The organism is Rhodopseudomonas sp. P1 (assembly GCF_039642825.1).
Classification (GTDB): Bacteria; Pseudomonadota; Alphaproteobacteria; order Rhizobiales; family Xanthobacteraceae; genus Rhodopseudomonas; species Rhodopseudomonas palustris_H.
Map to the genome: position 1 here is coordinate 302,046 of NZ_CP088006.1, position 19,530 is coordinate 321,575.

Below are 19,530 nucleotides of genomic sequence, written 5' to 3' on the forward strand. Positions count from 1 at the left end.
CGGCCCCTTATTGGTATCACGGCACGAGTTTGTAGCCACCGGCCTCGGTGACCAGAATCTCCGGATTCGCCGCGTCACGCTCGATCTTTTGGCGGAGACGGTAGATGTGAGTCTCGAGCGTGTGGGTGGTGACGCCGGAATTGTAGCCCCACACCTCCTGCAGCAAGGTTTCGCGCGACACCGGCGCCTGTCCGGCGCGGTACAGGAAGCGCAGGATCGCGGTTTCCTTCTCGGTCAGCCGGACCTTCTTGGCGTTGGCGCCGGTCAGCATCTTCGAGCCGGGGCGGAACGAATACGGCCCGACCGTGAACACCGCGTCCTCGCTGGCTTCGTGTTGACGAAGCTGGGCGCGGATCCGCGCCAGCAGCACCGCGAACCTGAACGGCTTGGCCACGTAGTCGTTAGCGCCGCTTTCCAGGCCCAGAATGGTGTCCGAGTCGGTGTCGTGGCCGGTCAGCATGATGATCGGCGCCTTGAAGCCGCCCTTGCGCAAGCTGCGCACCACTTCGCGGCCGTCGGTGTCGGGCAGGCCGACGTCCATCAGCACCAGATCGGGCGACAGCGCCTTGGCGGTCTGCACACCCTTGGCGCCGGTGTCGACCGCGGAAGCCTCGAACTCTTCGTGCAGCGACAGCTGCTCGACCAGCGCGTCGCGCAGATCATTGTCGTCGTCCACGATCAGGATCTTGCGGGCGTTCGGCATCGGCGCTGTCCTTCCGTCGTCTGGCGGCGCGGCTCTCGTGGGGGCGCGCACGCAAATCACGCGCGATTGTATCGCAGATCAGCAGATAGGGAGCGATTCCGCGGAATTTAACTGCGGCCACCTAAATTTGCCGCCATGATGCCTGCGGCAAACCTTCCGGACGCATGAAAAAGACAGCCAGATCAGCACCTTCGCGAAAATCGCCGCAGACCGGGCCGTTGCTTCGGCTGATCGTGCGCAGGGCTGCCGGCGAGCTTAGCCGCGGCTGGCTGATCGCCGGTGGGCTGACCATCCCGGTGGCGCTTGGGCGCGGCGGCATTCTGGCCAACAAGCGCGAAGGCGACGGCGGCACCCCGCGCGGCACATTCCGCCCGCTGCGGCTATGGTGGCGCGCCGACCGCGGCCCCCGCCCCCGCACCCATCTGCCGATCCGGATTATCGGTTCTGACGATGCCTGGTGCGAAGACCCGGCAAGCCGGCACTACAACCGGCCGATCCACCGGTCACCGGCCGGCGAAGGCGACCGCCTGATGCGCGACGATCATCTCTACGACCTGATCGCCGAGATCGACCACAACACCCGGCCGCGCATCGCCGGCCGCGGCAGTGCGGTGTTTCTGCATCTGGCCCGCGATAATTTCGGCCCAACCGCCGGCTGTGTGGCGATGACCCGCCCGAACCTCACACGCCTGCTGGCCCGGCTGGGACCCAACACGAAGATCGTGATTGGGTAGCCGCACCACCGTCATCGCGCGGCGAGCGGGCAGACCGGTCTTCGACGATGCCGTGCAAGTCGCGACGTCAGCGATGCCCGAAGATCGCCGACCCCACCCGCACATGGGTGGCGCCGAACTGGATGGCGGTGGCGAAGTCGGCGCTCATGCCCATCGACAGCTTCGCCAGTCCATTGCGCTTGGCGATCTTGGCGCACAGCGCAAAATGCGGCGCCGGAGCTTCGTCCACCGGCGGGATACACATCAGCCCGCTGATGGTCAGGCCCCACCGCTCGCGGCAGGCAACCAGAAAGGCGTCGGCATCCTGCGGTGCAATGCCGGCCTTCTGCGGCTCCTCGCCGGTGTTGATCTGAACGAACAGTTCGACCTTGCGGCCAGCCTGCGGCAGCACCTTGCTCAGGGCTTCGCACAGGCTATCGCGGTCGACCGAATGGATCGCATCGAACAACGCGACGGCGTCCTTGGCCTTGTTGGACTGCAGCGGCCCGATCAGATGCAATTCGGTGCCAGGGTATTGTTCGACCAGCGCCGGCCATTTGCCCTTGGCTTCCTGGACGCGATTTTCCCCAAACACCCGCTGGCCGGCCGACAGCACCGGGCGGATCGCGTCCGCCTCGAAGGTTTTCGACACCGCGATCAGCGTCACCTCGCTGCGCTCGCGCCGTGCATCCTTGCAAGCATTGACGATTTCGGCCTCGACCGCGGCCAGATTGTCGGCGGCGCTCATCGGCTCGAAGCTCCAGATGACAGGGGGCGGCGGGTGACAGGCGACCTTGGCGGCGCGCTCAGAGCTGCAAGTTTGTGCACGGTTCCGGCTTCGCTCAAATTGTAATGAATCGAAGAAAGGCTTCTTGAAGCCTTCCACCTAGGGTGATTGCGGGGGGTCGAGGGGCAACGATGTCACGCATCGCAATCGTCCGCAACAAAGCCAAACTGAGGGCGTTGCTCGGGATCCGGGCCAGGCTCGTGGTGCTGGCGCTCATCCTGGTGTGTCCGCTGATGCTGGACCGGGTGCGTCTGCTCGAAGAGACGCGCACCGCTCAGCTCGCCGCCATGGCCAATGAGCTGTCGACGCTGGCGCAGCGCACCGCGGACGCTGAGCGCGAGGTGATTTCGTCGGTCGAAGCGGTGCTGAAATCGGCCGCCTATGTGCACGCCGCCGCCGCCCAGGCGGGGCGAAGCTGCAGCATTCTGCGCGCCAGCCTGCGTGTCGATCTGCCCTCGATCCGGATGCTGATGGTCGCCGGCCCCGACGGCGTGGTGCACTGCTCGACCTCTTCGATGTTCGTCGGCAGCAACATCAGTGACCGTCCCTATTTCCGTAAAGCTCTGGAAACACACGACTTCGTCGTCAGCGACTTCCTGGTCGGCCGGCAGACCCAGAAAGGTACGATCCTGGCCGCCTACCCGGTGTCAGCGATCGATACCGGCGAAGAGGCAGTGATCGTCGCCGGCATGAATCTGGACTGGCTGTCCGACATGATGAGCAGCCTGGCCGGCCGCGTCGGCGTCAACGCCGCCCTGATCGACGGCGAAGGCACCGTGCTGGCCGCTCCCCCGGACGAGCGCAGCCTGATCGGCAAGAAGCTCGACCGTATGTCGCTGCTGCCGGCGATGGCCGAGACGCCGCAGGGCCGCGGCAGCATCACCATGCACGACGACGCCGGCCGGCTGATGACCGTGAGCCGGATTCCCGGCACCAGCGCGCGGCTGGTGGTGACCGTGGACGAGAACAAGGTGTCCGCGGGCATCAATCGCGACATCCGCACCGCCTATCTGCAGCTGGCGTTGGTCTGCCTGTTCGTGCTGCTCGGCGCGCTGATCGCGGCCGAACGGCTGATCGTGCAGCCGATCTCGGTGCTGACCGGAGTCGCCAAGAAATTCGCCGAGGGCAACTGGTCGGCCCGGGTCGCTCGCAAGCGGCTGCCGTCCGAATTTGTGCCGCTGGCGCGGGCGTTTAACGCGATGGCGGCGCAGCTCGGCCAGCGCGAACGCGAGCTGGTCGCCAGCAACAGCCGCCTGACCGTGATGGCCTCGATGGACCTGCTGTCCGGCCTCGCCAACCGCCGCGGCCTGCAGAGCCGGCTCGATTTCGAATGGATGAAGGGCCAGCAGACCGGCCATCGCCTGGCGCTGATGATGATCGACGTCGACCATTTCAAGTTGTTCAACGATTCCTACGGCCATCCCGAAGGCGACGCCTGCCTCAGCCGGATCGGGGAGACGCTGGCGGCGGTGGCCGACCAGACCGGCGGGTTCGCGGCGCGTTATGGCGGCGAGGAGTTCTGCCTGCTGCTGCCGGAAACCGGGATCGGCCGCGCCCTCCAGGTCGGCGAGCTGGTCCGCACCACCGTCGAACAGCTCGCCCTGCCGCATAAGACCAGTGCGTTCGAGCACGTGACCGTCAGCATCGGCGTCGCCTGTACGTTGCCGAGCGAACACGCCTCCCCGGCCGAGCTGATCGAAGCCGCCGACGCGGCGCTGTACGCGGCCAAACATCGCGGCCGCAACAACGTGGTCGAGCACGGCTTCATCCGGGCCAGCGACGGCCCGGTGGCGATGGCGAGCTGAGGCCGCCCAAGGGCTGCCCGGCGAGCCGCCGGGCTTGCGCCATCCCATTGACCCGACACCATGTTTCATGGCCTAGTCCGCGCGCTTCGCGCGCGATTTGAACCGAGCCCCCGCACCGGTTGGCGACCTCGGCCGCGCCCCGTTTTTCCGCCCTGATCCGCGCTCGAACCGGCCGGCCGTCTTCTGATCTCCCGAACCTGATCTCATGAGCAACGAACGATACAACGCCCGCGAATCCGAGCCGAAGTGGCAGGCGAAATGGGACGAGGCGAAGATCTTCGCCACCCGCAACGACGACCTGCGCAAGAAGTATTACGTGCTGGAGATGTTCCCGTATCCGTCGGGGCGGATCCACATGGGCCACGTCCGCAACTACACCATGGGCGACGTGGTGGCGCGGACGATGCGGGCGCGCGGCTACAATGTGCTGCACCCGATGGGGTGGGACGCTTTCGGTCTGCCGGCGGAGAACGCGGCGATCGAGCGCAAGGTCGCCCCGAAAGCTTGGACCTACGACAACATCGCGGCGATGAAGAAGCAGCTCCAGACCATGGGGCTGTCGCTGGACTGGGCGCGTGAATTCGCAACCTGCGATCCGTCCTACTACAAGCACCAGCAGAAGATGTTCCTCGACTTCCTGAAGGTCGGGCTGGTCGAGCGCGAGAAGCGCAAGCTGAACTGGGACCCGGTCGACATGACCGTGCTGGCCAACGAGCAGGTGATCGACGGCCGCGGCTGGCGCTCGGGCGCGGTGGTCGAGCTGCGCGAGATGAACCAGTGGGTGTTCAAGATCACCAAATACGCCCAGGAGCTGCTCGACGCGCTGGATACGCTGGATCGCTGGCCCGACAAGGTCCGGCTGATGCAGCGCAACTGGATCGGCCGGTCCGAAGGCCTGATGGTGCGGTTCGCGCTCGATAGCGCGACGACGCCGGCCGGCGAGACCGAGCTGAAGATCTTCACCACCCGCCCCGACACGCTATTCGGCGCCAAGTTCATGGCGATCGCGGCCGACCATCCGCTGGCGCAGGCCGCGGCGGCGAAGGACCCGAAGGTCGCGGCGTTCATCGACGACTGCAAGAAGCGCGGCACCGCGCAGGCCGAGATCGACACCGCCGAGAAGCAGGGCATCGACACCGGCATCCGCGCCGTGCATCCGTTCGACCCGAATTGGAAGCTGCCGGTCTATGTCGCCAACTTCGTGCTGATGGAATACGGCACCGGCGCCATCTTCGGCTGCCCGGCGCACGACCAGCGCGACCTCGACTTCGTCAACAAGTACCAGCTCGGCAATACGCCGGTGGTCTGTCCCGAAGGCCAGGACCCGACGAGCTTCGTCATCACCGACACCGCCTATGACGGCGACGGCCGGATGATCAATTCGCGCTTCCTCGACGGCAAGACGATCGCCGAGGCGAAGGAAGAGGTCGCCAAGCGGCTCGAGACCACGCAGCTCGGCGGCGCACCGGTCGGCGAACGCAAGGTGAATTTCCGCCTGCGCGACTGGGGTATCTCACGTCAGCGCTATTGGGGTTGTCCCATCCCGATCATTCACTGCCCGACTTGCGACGTGGTGCCGGTGCCGGACGCGGATCTGCCGGTGGTGCTGCCGGAGGACGTGTCGTTCGACAAGCCGGGCAATGCGCTCGACCATCACCCGACCTGGAAGCACGTCACCTGTCCGCAATGCGGCGGCAAGGCCGTGCGCGAAACCGACACCATGGACACCTTCGTGGATTCGTCCTGGTACTTCGCGCGCTTCACCGATCCGTGGAACACCGAGGCGCCGACCACGCCGGACGTCGTCAACCGGATGATGCCGGTCGATCAGTACATCGGCGGCGTCGAGCACGCGATCCTGCATCTGCTGTACAGCCGGTTCTTTACCCGGGCGATGAAGGCGGCGGGTCATATCGACATCAAGCATGACGAGCCGTTCGCCGGCCTGTTCACGCAGGGCATGGTGGTGCACGAGACCTATCGGAAGGTCGACGGCCACTTCGCCTCGCCCGCCGAAGTGTCGATCGTGGTCGATGGCGATCAGCGGCGCGCTACGTTGATCGACGGCGGCAGCCCGGTCGAGATCGGCCCGATCGAGAAGATGTCGAAGTCCAAGCGCAACACCGTCGATCCCGACGACATCATCGGGACCTACGGCGCCGACACCGCGCGCTGGTTCATGCTGTCGGACTCTCCGCCGGATCGCGACGTGATCTGGAGCGAGGAAGGCGTCAAGGGTGCGTCGCGCTTCGTGCAGCGGCTGTGGCGGATGGTGAACGATGCGGCCCCGATCGCCGCGTCGGCTCCGGCCGAACGGCCGGCAAGCTTCAGTGCCGACGCGCTCACCTTGCGCAAGGCCGCACATGGTGCGCTCGACAAGGTGCTGTCCGGCATCGAGCGGCTCGCCTTCAACGTCAGCCTGGCGCATATCCGAGAGTTCTCGAATACCCTCGGTGACGCGCTGGCCCGTTCGCAGACGCCCTCGCCCGATCTCGCCTGGGCGATCCGCGAATCGACCGTGATTCTGGTGCAGCTGTTCCACCCGATGATGCCGCACCTCGCCGAGGAATGCTGGACCGTGCTCGGCCAGACCGGCCTGGTCTCCGAGGCGCTCTGGCCGCAGATCGAACCGGATCTGTTGGTCGAGGACAGCATCACGCTGCCGGTTCAGGTCAACGGCAAGAAGCGCGGCGAGGTGACGGTACCGCGCGACGCTCCGACCAGCGAAATTGAGGCTGCCGTTTTGGCGCTCGATGCGGTAAAACAGGCCTTGGGTGACAAGCCCGTTCGCAAGGTGATCGTCGTCCCGCAGAGGATCGTGAATGTCGTCGGCTAAGCCAGCGGAGCTCAAGAAGTTCGTCGTCCGGTTGGCGCTGGCGGTTGCGCTGGCCGCCCCGGTCGCCGGCTGCTTCCAACCGATGTACGCCGATCGCGGCGACGGTTCGCCGACGCTGCGCGATAAGCTGAACGCCATCGAAGTCCCGCCGCTCGATATTCCGAACGGGTCGCGCAACTCCCGCCTCGGCGTCGAGTTGCGTAATAAGCTGATGTTCAAGCTGTACGGCAGCGCCACCGGCGCGCCGCCGCTGTACACGCTGAAGATCTCGATCTCGACCTCGCGGTCGTCGCTGATCGTCGATCCCAGCACGCAGCTGCCGACGATCGAAAACTACGCGATCGATGCCAGCTATCAGCTCAAGGACATCGCCACCGGCAAAACGGTGATGAGCGGCAACACCTTCTCGCGCGTCGAATACGACGTGCCCGGCCAGTCGCAGCGCTTCGCCCGCACCCGCGCCGGCCGCGATGCGGAAGACCGCGCCGTGCAGGAGATCGCCGAGAACATCAACACTCGGCTGGCCTCGTTCTTCTACGCCGGGATGTGATCCGCGATTCCGCCGACCACGCGGTGTTGGTTCACATTCGGCTCTGGCGCTGAGTGATGGTTGCGCTTCGCGGCAAAGATGCCACCTCGTTTCTGAGCCGGCCCGATCCGGGCCGGCCGATCGTGCTGCTGTACGGACCTGATGCGGGGCTCGTGCGCGAACGCGCAGATGCGCTGATCGCCGCCTCGCTCGACGACCCCAAAGATCCATTCGCATTGGTTCGGCTCGACGGCGACGAGCTCGCCGCAGAGCCGTCGCGGCTGGTCGACGAAGCCCTCGCCATTCCAATGTTCGGCGGACGCCGCGCGATCCGGGTTCGCGCGGGGTCGCGCAGTTTCGTCGCCGGCGTCGAAGCGCTGATCTCCTCGCCGCCGAAAGAATGCCGGGTCGTCATCGAAGCCGGCGACATCAAGCCCGACAATGCGCTGCGCAAGGCCTGCGAAAAGGCGACGACTGGCGCGGTCGCGATCGGCTGTTATCCGGATGCGGAAGCCGACATCGCCCGGCTGATCGACGACGAACTGCGCGGCTCGAATCTACAGATCGCCAAGGATGCAAAGGCGGTGCTGACGACGCTGCTCGGCGGCGATCGCCAGGCCTCGCGTAATGAGCTGCGGAAGCTGGCGCTGTACGCGCACGGCAAGGGTGAAGTCACGCTCGACGACGTGATCACCTGTGTGTCAGACGCATCCGATCTCAAGCTCGACGCGATCGTCGACGCTGCGTTTTCCGGCAAGCCGATTGTGGTCGAGACTGAATTCGCCAAGGCGATGGTGGCCGGCACTTATCCGGGTCAGATCATCCTCGCGGCGCAGCGCCACGCGGCGTTTCTGCACAAGACCAGCCTTGTGGTCGAAGGCGGCACGCCAGCCGCCGTGGTTCTCGATTCCGGATTTCCGCGGCTGCATTTCTCCCGCAAGGCCGCAGCCGAGACGGCGCTCCGAAATCTCTCAACGACCCGCCTCGGGCAAATCATCGAGCAGCTCGCCAGCGCCGCACTCGAAACTCGTCGCCAAGCCACACTCGGCGCCGCAATCGCACAGCGCACGCTGCTGTCGATCGCGGTCAGTGCGCGGCGGCGGAGTTAGTTGGTATCATCCGTAGTGCTGAGCGCAGCGAAGCCCACCCGGCTCGCCACACAAGACTCCTCTCGTTCGTCATTCCGGGGCGCCGCGCAGCGGCGAACCCGGAATCCATACTTCCCGACGCTCGTGAGAGCGCACGGCGGTGGATGACGAACCATTGACGGCAGTGGTTATGGATTCCGGGCTCGCGCAGCGTAGCTGCGCGCCCCGGAATGACCAACGAGAGATAGCCGCCTCAGGCGTCAACGAACAACCGAACTAACCGCCCGCCTCGAGCCGGCGGATGATGTCGTCGAGCTGATCGAGATCGGCGTAGCGGATCTGGACCGCGCCGGTGCCTTCGTGGTCGTCGATCGTCACCTTCATGCCGAGCGCGTCGCTCAGGCGTTTTTCCAGCGCCACGGTGTCGGCGTCCTTCACCGCCTTGGCACCCGAGGCGGCACGGGGCTTCTGCGGCTTGCGCTCCGGCACGCCTTCTTCATGCGCCAACGCCTCGGTCTGACGGACGTTGAGACCTTCGGCGACGATCCGCTTGGCGATCGCCGACGGGTCGGGCAGACCGATCAGCGCACGCGCATGGCCTGCGGTCAGTTCGCCCGAGGCGATCAGCGACTTGACGTCGTCGGGCAGCTTGATCAGCCGCATCATGTTGGCGACATGGCTGCGGCTCTTGCCGACGATCTTGGCGATCTCTTCCTGGCTGCGATTGAACTCGGCGGCCAGCGCCTGATAGCCGAGCGCCTCTTCGAGCGGATTAAGATCTTCGCGCTGAACGTTTTCGACAATGGCGATTTCCAGCGCCAGCGCATCCGACACGTCGACCGGAACGATCGGCACTTCGTGCAGACCGGCGCGCTGCGCCGCGCGCCAGCGCCGTTCGCCGGCGATGATCTCGTAGCGATCGGCGGTGCCCTTCACCGGGCGGACCACGATCGGCTGGATCACGCCGTGCTGCTTGATCGAGTCGGACAGTTCACCAAGCTCGGCGTCGGTGAAGGTGCGGCGCGGGTTGCGCGGATTGGCCTTGATGAATTCGATCGGCACCTTGCGCTGCGCCCGCGGCCGTTCGGCCTGCGTGGCCTCGCCGCCGACATCGCCGATCAGACTCGCCAAGCCGCGCCCCAGTCGCGAACGGTGCTCATCGGCCATCGCCAGCTCCCTTGGATTCACGTCGCTACTCCGCACTGATGAAATGAAAGTTGTTAGTTCGCATCGTCACTGACAAGCGGCATCGCAAGCAAGCCGGCGCCCTGCCCGGCTCTGGATCGCTTGCTTCGCCCGCAATGACGAGGCCTGGTCGGCACCGCCGGCCGCGCACCTCAATGCGTGGTACGGAGTTCGCGCTCGCGCTGAATCACTTCGGTGGCGAGCTTCAGATAGGCTTCGCTGCCGACGCATTTCAGATCGTAAACCAGCACCGGCTTGCCGTAGCTCGGCGCTTCCGAGATCCGCACGTTACGCGGGATCATGGTGTCGTAGACCTTCTTGCCCATGAACTGGCGCACGTCGGCGACGACTTGGCTCGACAGATTGTTGCGGCTGTCGAACATCGTCAGCACGATGCCGTGGATCGTCAGGTTCGGGTTGAGGTTGGCCCGGACCTGCTCGACCGTCTGCAGCAATTGCGACAGACCTTCGAGGGCGAAGAACTCGCACTGCAGCGGCACCAGGATCGCATCCGCGGCCGCCATCGCATTCACAGTCAGCAGGTTCAGCGACGGCGGGCAGTCGATCAGCACGTAGGTGTAGTCGAGCGGCGGATCGATGTCCTTGTTGAGCACGCCGATGGCGTCGCGCAGTCTGAACGCGCGGTCGCCGCGATGACCAAGCTCGAGCTCGAGGCCGGACAGATCCATCGTCGAAGCGGCGATGTGGAGCCGCGGCACCGCGGTCGCGACCACCGCGTCGCGGAGCGGCGCTTCACCGGCCAGCACGTCGTAAGTCGAGGTGTTGCGATCGCGGCGATCTATGCCGAGCCCGGTCGAGGCATTGCCCTGCGGATCGAGATCGACGATCAGCACCCGTTCGCCGATCGCGGCCAGCGCTGTGCCGAGATTGATCGCGGTGGTGGTCTTGCCGACCCCGCCCTTCTGGTTGGCGAGCGCGATAATGCGCGGACGCCCGGGCTCTGAATTCGCCCTATCCCCTTGATAAATCTCGTCAATTACGGTCATGGCAGGTTCTTCGGCTGGTTGGTGGCGGTTATGTGCGTCGTTCGATGTGATCGATTTCGACGATCCAGCCTTGGCCACCGGTCACGCTGGCATGCAGCTTAGGCTGGAATTTCCAATATTTAGTAGCTTCCGTCAATTCTGCATCTACATCTTGACCTTTCAGAAACAACACCTTCGTGGTTCCGGAGGTCATCAGAGGTTCAGCAAAACCGATGAGCTGGTGTAGCGGAGCGACCGCACGGGCGGTGATGCAATCCAGCGCCTGTGGGAATCTATCCACGCTATCCCCGATGTCCGCGAGCATCACTGTGCCTGGCGCGCCCGCCACGCGGAGCGCCTCGCGCAGGAACGCCGCCTTCTTGGCGATCCGCTCCACCAACGTGACGTGCCCGCCGACCTCCGCCATCGCGCAGGCCAGCACCACGCCGGGGAACCCGCCTCCAGATCCAAAGTCGAGCCATCGCCGGGCCTGTGGCAGGACGCTGACGAGCTGCAGCGAATCCGCGACGTGGCGCGTCCAAAGCTGCGGCAGAGTCGAGGGAGCGACCAGATTAGTCTTAGCCTGCCATTGCTGCAGCAAGGCGACATAGGCATCGAGCCGCGCTTCGAGCGCTGATGAGATCGGGACGAGCTTGAGCGCCGCCGCTTTGTCGGCGTCGAGATCAGAGAGAGAAACGAGAGGTTTGGCAGCGCGCTGCATGGACTTCACTGCGGAGAGACGGCCGCTGCGGGCCTGTTTTGATTATATTCTTGCAAACCGATTCCGGCCATCGAATCCGGCACCGATCTGCAATCGACCGCTAACGTTTCACGTGAAACACGGCGGAACTCAGAGACCGTGTGTTTCACGTGAAACACTTTCGGGACCTTATCCTGCCGATTTCCGCTTTCGTTGTTCACGCCGCAGATAGGCCGCCAGAATTCCGAGGGCGGCCGGCGTGATCCCGTCGAGCCGCCCCGCCTGCCCGACGGTGTGGGGCCGATGCCGTTCCAGCCGTGTGCGAGCCTCGTTCGACAGACCCGGGACCGCTCCGTAATCGACATCGGTGAGCCGCAGACTCTCATCCCGACGAAACGCCTCGACGTCCGCGGTCTGCCGCTCCAGATAGACATGATATTTGGCGTCGATCTCGACATGGACCGCGATTCCCGGATCGACCTTGCCGAGCTCCGGCCAGATCGCGCGGACCTGAGTCCACTCGATCTCCGGATAGGACAACAGATCGAACGCCGAGCGCCTCTGGCCGTCGCGGTTCAGCGCCAGCCCATGCTTGGCGGCTTCGTTCGGGGTGATCGACAGCGACTGGGCGAGCGCTTTCGCCTCAGACAGTGCCGCCATTTTTTCCTGATGGAAGGCCGCCCGCTCCGTGCCGACGCAGCCGATCGCTAGTCCTTTGTCGGTAAGGCGCTGGTCCGCATTGTCGGCCCGAAGGGTCAGGCGATATTCGGCCCGTGAGGTGAACATCCGGTACGGCTCGGTGATGCCACGGGTCACCAGATCGTCGATCATCACGCCGAGATAGCCGTCGGCGCGATCGAACACCGCCAGGTGGCCTCCCCCGGCGGCCAAAGCCGCGTTGAGACCCGCGACCAAGCCCTGGGCCGCGGCCTCTTCATATCCGGTCGTGCCGTTGATCTGCCCGGCCAGAAACAGCCCGCGCAGTCGCTTGGTCTGCAGCGTCGGCTCCAGTTCTCGCGGGTCGACGTGGTCGTATTCGATCGCGTAGCCCGGGCGGAACATCTCGGTCCGCTCCAGGCCAGGAATCGTCTTCAGGATTGCGCGCTGCACGTCCTCGGGCAGCGAGGTCGAAATCCCGTTGGGATAGACCGTCGGATCGTCGAGCCCTTCCGGCTCCAGGAAGATCTGGTGGCCGTCGCGGTCGCCGAATTTGACGATCTTGTCCTCGATCGACGGGCAATAACGCGGGCCGGTGGACTGAATCTGCCCGGAATACATCGGCGAGCGATGCACATTGGCGCGGATCACCTCGTGGGTGGCTGTCGTCGTCCGGGTGATGCCGCATTCGATCTGCGGCGTGGTGATCGCCGGCGTCAGCACCGAAAACGGCTCCGGCGGATCATCGCCGGGCTGCATCTCGACAGCGCTCCAGTCGATCGTCCGGCCATCCAGACGTGGTGGAGTGCCGGTTTTGAGCCGGCCGAGCTTGAATCCGAGCGCTTCGAACGATCCCGACAGCCCCAACGCCGGGGCTTCGTCGATCCGGCCTGCCGGCCAGCTTCGCTCGCCGAGGTGAATGAGGCCCCGGAGGAAGGTCCCGGTGGTGATCACAACCGCCGCGGCCGCAAACTCCCGGCCGTCGCCGAGCCGAATGCCGGTCACGCGGCCATTCTGCCAGAGCAGTGCGTCGGCCTCCCCTTCGATGACCGACAAGTTCGGAATGGCCTGGATCGCGGTCTGCATCGCGGCCGCATACAGTTTGCGATCGGCTTGGGCGCGGGGACCGCGGACGGCGGGGCCTTTGCGACGGTTCAGCATCCGAAACTGAATGCCGCCAGCGTCGGCGACCCGGCCCATCAAGCCGTCCAGAGCATCGACTTCGCGGACCAGATGACCTTTGCCCAGCCCTCCGATTGCCGGATTACAGGACATCGCACCCACGGTGGCAAACCGATGGGTGACGAGGGCGGTAGCCGCGCCGATCCGGGCAGCCGCAGCCGCAGCTTCGCAGCCGGCGTGGCCGCCGCCGATGACGATGACGTCGAAAGAGGTGCGCATGATGGGGTTGTAGCTCAGCTCCGAGGAGCTTTGAAGGCGAGTCCGCCGACCTTGATACCGGCTAAACCTCACCGGACTGTTTCACGTGAAACAGCGGCGCCGAAATCCCGGTATCGTGGTTAACCAATTGTAACCGCGCCGCTGACCGGCGACCCGGTGAGCCTATTTGCCGATGCAGAACCGGCTGAAGATCTCACCGAGGACGTCCTCGACGTCGACCCGCCCCAGCAATCGGCCAAGACTGTGAGCGGAAGCACGGAGTTCTTCGGCGACGATTTCTTCGGCCAGTCCCGACACCAGACTCCGTTCCAGCGACGCCGAAGCTTCGGCAAGCAACAGCCGATGGCGATCCCGCGTGATCAGTCCGGCTTCTGCAGACCCGAAATATTGCGCAGCAAATCGCGTCAGCTCGCGCAGCAACTCCGCAAACCCCTCGCCCGTCGCCGCCGAAATCCTGAAAGCATGCTCTGCCCCACCGGATCCTGCATCGCCGACCGCCAGATCGATCTTGTTGCGGACCCGCCAGACTTCCGGACCGCTCACATCCGGATCGGAAGCATCCGTGGCCGTGCTCAGCCACAGCACCAGATCCGCCGAAGCGGCTCGCGAGCGGGCGCGGCGCACTCCCTCCTGCTCGACCGGATCGTCGCTGTCTCGCAATCCCGCGGTATCAATCACCGTGACCGGATAGCCGTCGAGATCGAGCTGAACCTCAATCACATCCCGGGTCGTGCCGGCATGCGGCGACACGATCGCCACCTCGCGGCGCGCCAGGCGATTGATCAGAGTGGACTTGCCGACATTCGGCGGCCCGGCGATCGCCACCACCATCCCGTCGCGAAGCTTCTCTCCCCGACCCTGCTGGGCCAAGACCTCGGCGATCTCTGCGGACAGCTCCGCGATCTTCGCCCGCGCCGGCCCCATCAGCTCATCGGCGACATCCCCCTCGTCGGAAAAGTCGATCCCCGCTTCGACCAGCGCCAGTGCTTCGATGATCTGATCGCGCCATCGACGTGCCCGGTCGCCGAGCACACCGCCGAGCTGGCGCAGCGCCTGACGCCGCTGCGCGTCGGTGTCCGCATGGATCAGATCATCGAGACCTTCGGCTTCGGTCAGATCAAGCTTGCCGTTTTCGAAGCCCCGCCGGGTGAACTCGCCTGGCTCCGCCGGCCGCACGCCTTCGAACGCCGAGAGGGTCTTGATCAGCGCCGCCGCCACCGCGCGGCTGCCGTGGATGTGCAATTCGGCGATGTCTTCGCCGGTCGCGGACGCAGGCGCCGGAAACCATAACGCCACACCGTCATCGATCATCTCGCCGTCGCGGGTCCGAAGATCACAGCGCACGGCGCGCCGCGGCGACGGCAGAGATCCGGTCAGCGCTCTCAGCACGTCGCCCGCTCGCGATCCGGAGACACGCAGGATGGCGATTGCCGACGGCAGCGGTCCGGTCGCAAGGGCGAAGATGGTCTGGTCGCTCGGATGCATGGCGCTGTCTTGCCGAGGCACTGTTCCGAACGCAAACAAAAAGGGCGCCCGACGGGGCGCCCTTGATGACCGGATATCCGACTCGCTCAGGTGTTCATCGAGTCGAAGAATTCCGAGTTGTTCTTAGTGTTGCGCAGCTTGTCGAGCAGGAACTCGATCGCGTCCATCGTCCCCATCGGGTTGAGGATACGGCGCAGCACGTACATCTTCTTCAGCAGCTGCGGATCGGTGATCAGCTCTTCCTTGCGGGTGCCGGACCGCGAGATGTCGATCGCCGGGAAGGTGCGCTTGTCGGCGACCTTGCGGTCGAGGATCAGCTCCGAGTTGCCGGTGCCCTTGAACTCTTCGAAGATCACTTCGTCCATGCGCGAGCCGGTATCGACCAGCGCGGTGGCGATGATGGTGAGCGATCCACCCTCTTCGATGTTACGGGCGGCGCCGAAGAACCGCTTCGGCCGCTGCAGCGCGTTGGCGTCGACACCGCCGGTCAGCACCTTACCCGAAGACGGCACCACCGTGTTGTAGGCGCGGCCGAGGCGGGTGATCGAGTCGAGCAGAATGACAACGTCGCGGCCGTGTTCGACCAGGCGCTTGGCCTTTTCGATCACCATTTCGGCGACCTGAACGTGGCGGACCGCAGGTTCATCGAAGGTCGAGGAGATCACCTCGCCCTTCACCGAGCGCTGCATGTCGGTGACTTCTTCGGGCCGCTCGTCGATCAGCAGCACGATCAGGTAGCACTCGGGGTGATTCGCCGTGATCGAGTGCGCGATGTTCTGCATCAGCACGGTTTTACCGGTGCGCGGCGGCGCGACGATCAGCGCGCGCTGGCCCTTACCGATCGGGGCGACGATGTCGATGACGCGGGCCGACAGATCCTTGCGGGTGGGATCGTCGATCTCGAGCCGGAAGCGTTCATCCGGAAACAGCGGCGTCAGGTTGTCGAAATTGACCTTGTGCTTGGACTTCTCGGGATCTTCGAAGTTCAGCGAGTTGACTTTGAGCAGCGCGAAGTAGCGTTCGCCTTCCTTCGGGCTGCGGATGTGGCCTTCGATGGTGTCTCCCGTGCGCAGACCGAAGCGGCGGATCTGCGAGGGCGAAACGTAAATGTCGTCCGGGCCCGGAAGGTAGTTGGCATCCGGCGAGCGCAGAAAGCCGAAACCGTCCGACAGCACCTCGACGACGCCTTCGCCGATGATGTCGGTCTCTTTGGCCGACAACTGCTTGAGGCAGGCGAACATCAGCTCCTGCTTGCGCATCGTGCTGGCGTTCTCGACCCCGAGCTCTTCCGAAAAAGAAACGAGTTCGGCCGGCGTCTTGGCCTTCAGGTCTTGAAGTTTGATTTCCCGCATGGGGGTGGTCCTGTGGAAACGAGACTGGGGATTCGTCAGCGGAAGAAAAAGCGGGAGGAAATAACCGGAGTCCGCAGGTCTTCAGGTCGACGGTGTCTTGAGCAAGGAAGGTGCGGGAGGTTTCAGACCCGATGCGGCGGCCGGTTCAGAAAGGAACCTGATCGCAACCACATTCGCCTGCTTTAGGTGGGACGAATGCCAGTATAGAAAATCCGTTGCGTCCACGCAAGACGATCGACGCCGTACCGTCATCCAGGGCCGTCAGAACGGCTTGACGATCACGAACAGCACCGCCGCGATCATCAGGAGCGTCGGTATCTCATTGATAATGCGATAGAATTTATGAGACCGGGTATTCCGGTCGGCGGCGAAGTCGCGGACGTAGCGGCCGAGCAGCAGATGGATCACGGTCATCAGCACGACGGCGGCGAGCTTGGCGTGAAACCAGCCCGAGCTGAAATAGCCCTGCTCCCAGGCGATCGCCAAACCGGCGACCCACGCGACCATCATGGCCGGATTCATGATCGCCCGGTACAGCCGGCGTTCCATGATCTTGAAAGTCTCGGACTGGGTCGATCCGACTTCGGCGGCGCAGTGGTAGACGAACAATCGCGGCATATACAGCATGCCGGCCATCCAGGAGATCACCGCCACCACGTGCAGGGTCTTCACCCACGGATAGACATCCACCCAGTCGATCATTCGATCTTCCATTCCGCTGTGCCGCGAAGCTGCCAGACGATCCGGAACGCAGGACCCGCATCGCGCGTTGATCGAATGCTCGAATGCGGAGATTTCCGCAAGCGCCCGCTTTCTTATCAATATTTATAGATTCTTAAGGTTTGAGTCTAAGTGGCCGTGGATTTGACTCACCCAACGGCATTCCAGAGTTCTTCCGCATCGACCCACATCTTCACAGTCATCCCCAACTGCTGGTCTGTTCGTCGGGCTCTTGCAGGATCAGAGGGTTGCGCCGGATCGTCGCCGCATTACCGAGAGACAAATCCACATTCACCCGCTAACCTCACTGCCATCCCGAAATGCTTCTCTCACCCGACGCCTGTGAAGAAAAAGCCGGGTTATCCCGACCGCGACGGCTGGGGGTCAGCTTTGGTGCGATTCTCGCCCCGTTGTTCACAGGTTACACAGGGCTACGATGCTGACCGACGGCAGCTACTTTCACCTTCATCTGGTCTCGGACTCGACCGGCGAAACTCTGATCACGGTGTCGCGTGCGGTGACGGCGCAATACGCCAACGTCACCCCGGTCGAGCATGTCTATCCGCTGGTGCGCAGCCAGAAGCAGCTCGATCGCGTGCTGCAGGAGATCGAGGAAGCGCCCGGCATCGTCCTGTTCACGCTGCTGGAGACCGAGCTGGTCACCCGGCTCGAGGCGAAATGCCAGGAGATCAACAGCCCAAGCCTGTCGATCATCGGTCCGGTGATGCAGCTGTTCGAAGCCTATCTCGGCGCGTCGACGATGGGCCGCGTCGGTGCGCAGCACACGCTCAATGCCGAATATTTCCAGCGCATCGACGCGCTGAACTATTCGATGATGCACGACGACGGCCAGCACGTCGAAGGGCTTGAAGAAGCCGATGTGGTGCTGGTCGGTGTGTCGCGCACCTCGAAGACGCCGACCTCGATCTATTTGGCCAATCGCGGCATCCGCACCGCCAACGTGCCGCTTGTCGCCGGCATTCCGATTCCGCATCAGCTCGAGACGCTGAAGAAGCCGCTGGTGGTCAGCCTGCACGCGTCGCCGGAGCGTTTGATCCAGGTGCGGCAGAACCGGCTTCTCAGTCTCGGCGCCGGTACGGGCAACGACTCTTATATCGATCGCCAGGCCGTGACCGACGAGGTGCTGCTGGCGCGTAAGCTCAGCGCCAAATATGGCTGGTCCCTGCTCGACGTCACCCGCCGTTCGATCGAAGAGACTGCCGCGGCGATCATGAAACTGCTTGCCGATCGGCAGCGCCAGAAGGTGCCGGAATGACGCTGTGGCTCGGGCCGCAGCCGCTGGTGCTGGCTTCGCAGAGCCGCGCACGCCAGACGGTGCTTAGCAACGCCGGAATTCCGTTCGATGCGATTCCGGCCGACATCGATGAGCGCGGCATCGCGGACGCATCTGGCCTCAGTGCGCCGGGTGAGATCGCCGCGCTGCTGGCGCAGCAGAAGGCGGCGTTCGTCAGCAACCATCATCCCGGCCGCCTGGTGCTCGGCGCCGATCAGACGCTGGCGCTCGGTGCCCGTGGTTTCAACAAACCCGCTGATCGCACCGCCGCTGCCAAGCAGCTCCGCGAACTTGCCGGCCGCCGTCATGAATTGCACTCGGCGATCGCTATCGTCCGCAACGGCATCACGTTGTTTGCCGATGTGTCGATCGCGCGGATGACGATGCGGCCGCTCACCGAGGCGGAGATCGACGCTTATCTCGACGTGGTCGGCGACAAGGCCACCACCAGCGTCGGCGCCTATCAGATCGAAGGTCTCGGGGTCCACCTGTTCGACGGCATCCACGGCGATCATTTCACCATCCTGGGTCTGCCGCTGTTGCCGTTGCTCGGTTTTCTGCGTAGCCAGAACCTGCTGGCGGTCTGAGGCACGGGCCACGAACCAAACAACAAGCGAGACGCAGCACCGATCGGGATCGGATCTGAAACGTCTCGCGCGGAAGAAAAAGACGGAGGCGACGGAATGCTGGTGCTCGGACTGACGGGTTCGATCGGGATGGGCAAATCGACCACCGCCAAACTGTTCGCCGAAGCCGGGGTGCCGGTCTACGACGCCGACGCCACCGTGCATAAGATCTACGAGAACGAAGCCGTGCCGGCGATCGAAGAAGCATTTCCCGGCACCACGGTTGGCGGCAAGGTCGATCGCGCGCTGTTGTCGGCGAAGGTCGTGCATGATCCGGCCGCGATGAAGCGGCTCGAAGCAATCGTGCACCCGATGCTGCGCGCCCATCACCAGCAGTTTCTCGACGATGCCGAATCATCCGGTGCACCGGTCGCGGTGGTCGATGTGCCGCTGCTGTTCGAAACCGGCGGCGAAAAGCGCGTCGACGCGGTGGTGGTGGTGACGACGTCGCCAGAGGTGCAGCGCGAACGGATTCTCGCGCGCGACAACATGACCCCTGAAAAACTCGATGCGATTCTGGCCCGGCAGATGCCTGATGCCGAGAAGCGCAAGCGCGCGGATTTCGTGGTGGATACTTCGAACGGACTCGACCCGGTGCGGCTTCAGATCCGCGAAATCCTCGAGGCCGCTGCTAAAATGCCGCGCCGGCGCGATTGATTCGCG

At 64.4% G+C, this 19,530-nt stretch carries 17 protein-coding genes; 8 read left to right on the top strand and 9 right to left on the bottom strand.

Translation table 11 applies throughout. The annotated features are described in order from the left end of the window. Positions 1-16 precede the first annotated feature (16 nt). Positions 17-703 (bottom strand): response regulator transcription factor, encoded by a 687-nt coding sequence (locus LRC39_RS01455; RefSeq protein ID WP_011155851.1) that lies wholly within the window; start codon positions 701-703, stop codon positions 17-19. A gap of 164 nt (positions 704-867) precedes the next feature. On the opposite strand from LRC39_RS01455, the gene LRC39_RS01460 reads away from it, so the two are divergent. Then, positions 868-1,437: a L,D-transpeptidase family protein gene (locus LRC39_RS01460; RefSeq protein ID WP_346296105.1), complete on the top strand. Its 570-nt coding sequence runs from the start codon at positions 868-870 to the stop codon at positions 1,435-1,437. A gap of 67 nt (positions 1,438-1,504) precedes the next feature. Here LRC39_RS01460 and LRC39_RS01465 read toward each other — a convergent pair whose 3' ends face one another. Further along, positions 1,505-2,164 carry a YggS family pyridoxal phosphate-dependent enzyme gene (locus LRC39_RS01465; protein ID WP_346296106.1) on the bottom strand — a complete coding sequence of 220 codons (660 nt, stop codon included), beginning with the start codon at positions 2,162-2,164 and terminating at the stop codon, positions 1,505-1,507. Positions 2,165-2,334: 170 nt separating this feature from the next. Here LRC39_RS01465 and LRC39_RS01470 point away from each other — a divergent pair, with 170 nt between their 5' ends. From LRC39_RS01470 to holA, 4 genes are all read left to right on the top strand, one after another. Then, positions 2,335-4,008, top strand: a complete 1,674-nt coding sequence (locus tag LRC39_RS01470; protein WP_346296107.1) for a diguanylate cyclase domain-containing protein — start codon at positions 2,335-2,337, stop codon at positions 4,006-4,008. Positions 4,009-4,213: 205 nt separating this feature from the next. Continuing rightward, the gene (gene leuS, locus LRC39_RS01475; RefSeq protein ID WP_346296108.1) at positions 4,214-6,844 is read left to right on the top strand and encodes a leucine--tRNA ligase; all 2,631 of its coding nucleotides are present in this window, start codon (positions 4,214-4,216) and stop codon (positions 6,842-6,844) included. After that, complete coding sequence (lptE, locus tag LRC39_RS01480; RefSeq protein ID WP_107342534.1) at positions 6,831-7,394, top strand: LPS assembly lipoprotein LptE; 564 nt, start codon at positions 6,831-6,833, stop codon at positions 7,392-7,394. Before leuS ends, lptE begins: the two co-directional genes overlap by 14 nt. Positions 7,395-7,450: 56 nt before the next feature. Then, on the top strand, positions 7,451-8,482 hold the full coding sequence (gene holA / locus LRC39_RS01485; protein WP_346296109.1) for a DNA polymerase III subunit delta: 1,032 nt from the start codon (positions 7,451-7,453) through the stop codon (positions 8,480-8,482). Positions 8,483-8,737: 255 nt separating this feature from the next. On the opposite strand, the gene LRC39_RS01490 is transcribed toward holA, so the two are convergent. The 7 genes from LRC39_RS01490 to hemJ all read right to left on the bottom strand — a co-directional run bounded on the left by LRC39_RS01490 (position 8,738) and on the right by hemJ (position 16,929). Then, positions 8,738-9,628 (bottom strand): ParB/RepB/Spo0J family partition protein, encoded by an 891-nt coding sequence (locus tag LRC39_RS01490; protein ID WP_346296110.1) that lies wholly within the window; start codon positions 9,626-9,628, stop codon positions 8,738-8,740. Between the two features lie 170 nt (positions 9,629-9,798). Beyond that, positions 9,799-10,653, bottom strand: coding sequence for a ParA family protein (locus LRC39_RS01495; RefSeq protein ID WP_107342538.1), 855 nt, complete (start codon positions 10,651-10,653; stop codon positions 9,799-9,801). Positions 10,654-10,681: 28 nt separating this feature from the next. Further along, the gene (rsmG, locus tag LRC39_RS01500; RefSeq protein ID WP_346296111.1) at positions 10,682-11,353 is read right to left on the bottom strand and encodes a 16S rRNA (guanine(527)-N(7))-methyltransferase RsmG; all 672 of its coding nucleotides are present in this window, start codon (positions 11,351-11,353) and stop codon (positions 10,682-10,684) included. A gap of 168 nt (positions 11,354-11,521) precedes the next feature. After that, positions 11,522-13,390: a tRNA uridine-5-carboxymethylaminomethyl(34) synthesis enzyme MnmG gene (gene mnmG / locus LRC39_RS01505; RefSeq protein WP_346296112.1), complete on the bottom strand. Its 1,869-nt coding sequence runs from the start codon at positions 13,388-13,390 to the stop codon at positions 11,522-11,524. Positions 13,391-13,552: 162 nt separating this feature from the next. Continuing rightward, entirely contained in the window at positions 13,553-14,875 is a 1,323-nt protein-coding gene (gene mnmE, locus LRC39_RS01510) for a tRNA uridine-5-carboxymethylaminomethyl(34) synthesis GTPase MnmE (RefSeq protein ID WP_346296113.1), read from the bottom strand. A gap of 86 nt (positions 14,876-14,961) precedes the next feature. Further along, the gene (gene rho / locus LRC39_RS01515) at positions 14,962-16,227 is read right to left on the bottom strand and encodes a transcription termination factor Rho (protein ID WP_011155864.1); all 1,266 of its coding nucleotides are present in this window, start codon (positions 16,225-16,227) and stop codon (positions 14,962-14,964) included. A gap of 261 nt (positions 16,228-16,488) precedes the next feature. Next, on the bottom strand, positions 16,489-16,929 hold the full coding sequence (gene hemJ / locus LRC39_RS01520) for a protoporphyrinogen oxidase HemJ (RefSeq protein ID WP_346296114.1): 441 nt from the start codon (positions 16,927-16,929) through the stop codon (positions 16,489-16,491). A 454-nt stretch (positions 16,930-17,383) separates the two neighbouring features. Between hemJ and LRC39_RS01525 the strand changes: the two genes are divergently transcribed. The 3 genes from LRC39_RS01525 (at position 17,384) to coaE (ending at position 19,524) form a co-directional block, all read left to right on the top strand. Then, complete coding sequence (locus tag LRC39_RS01525; RefSeq protein WP_107342542.1) at positions 17,384-18,223, top strand: pyruvate, water dikinase regulatory protein; 840 nt, start codon at positions 17,384-17,386, stop codon at positions 18,221-18,223. Next, the gene (locus LRC39_RS01530; protein WP_107353891.1) at positions 18,220-18,828 is read left to right on the top strand and encodes a Maf family protein; all 609 of its coding nucleotides are present in this window, start codon (positions 18,220-18,222) and stop codon (positions 18,826-18,828) included. Before LRC39_RS01525 ends, LRC39_RS01530 begins: the two co-directional genes overlap by 4 nt. A gap of 96 nt (positions 18,829-18,924) precedes the next feature. Continuing rightward, complete coding sequence (gene coaE, locus LRC39_RS01535; protein WP_346296115.1) at positions 18,925-19,524, top strand: dephospho-CoA kinase; 600 nt, start codon at positions 18,925-18,927, stop codon at positions 19,522-19,524. Positions 19,525-19,530 lie beyond the last annotated feature (6 nt).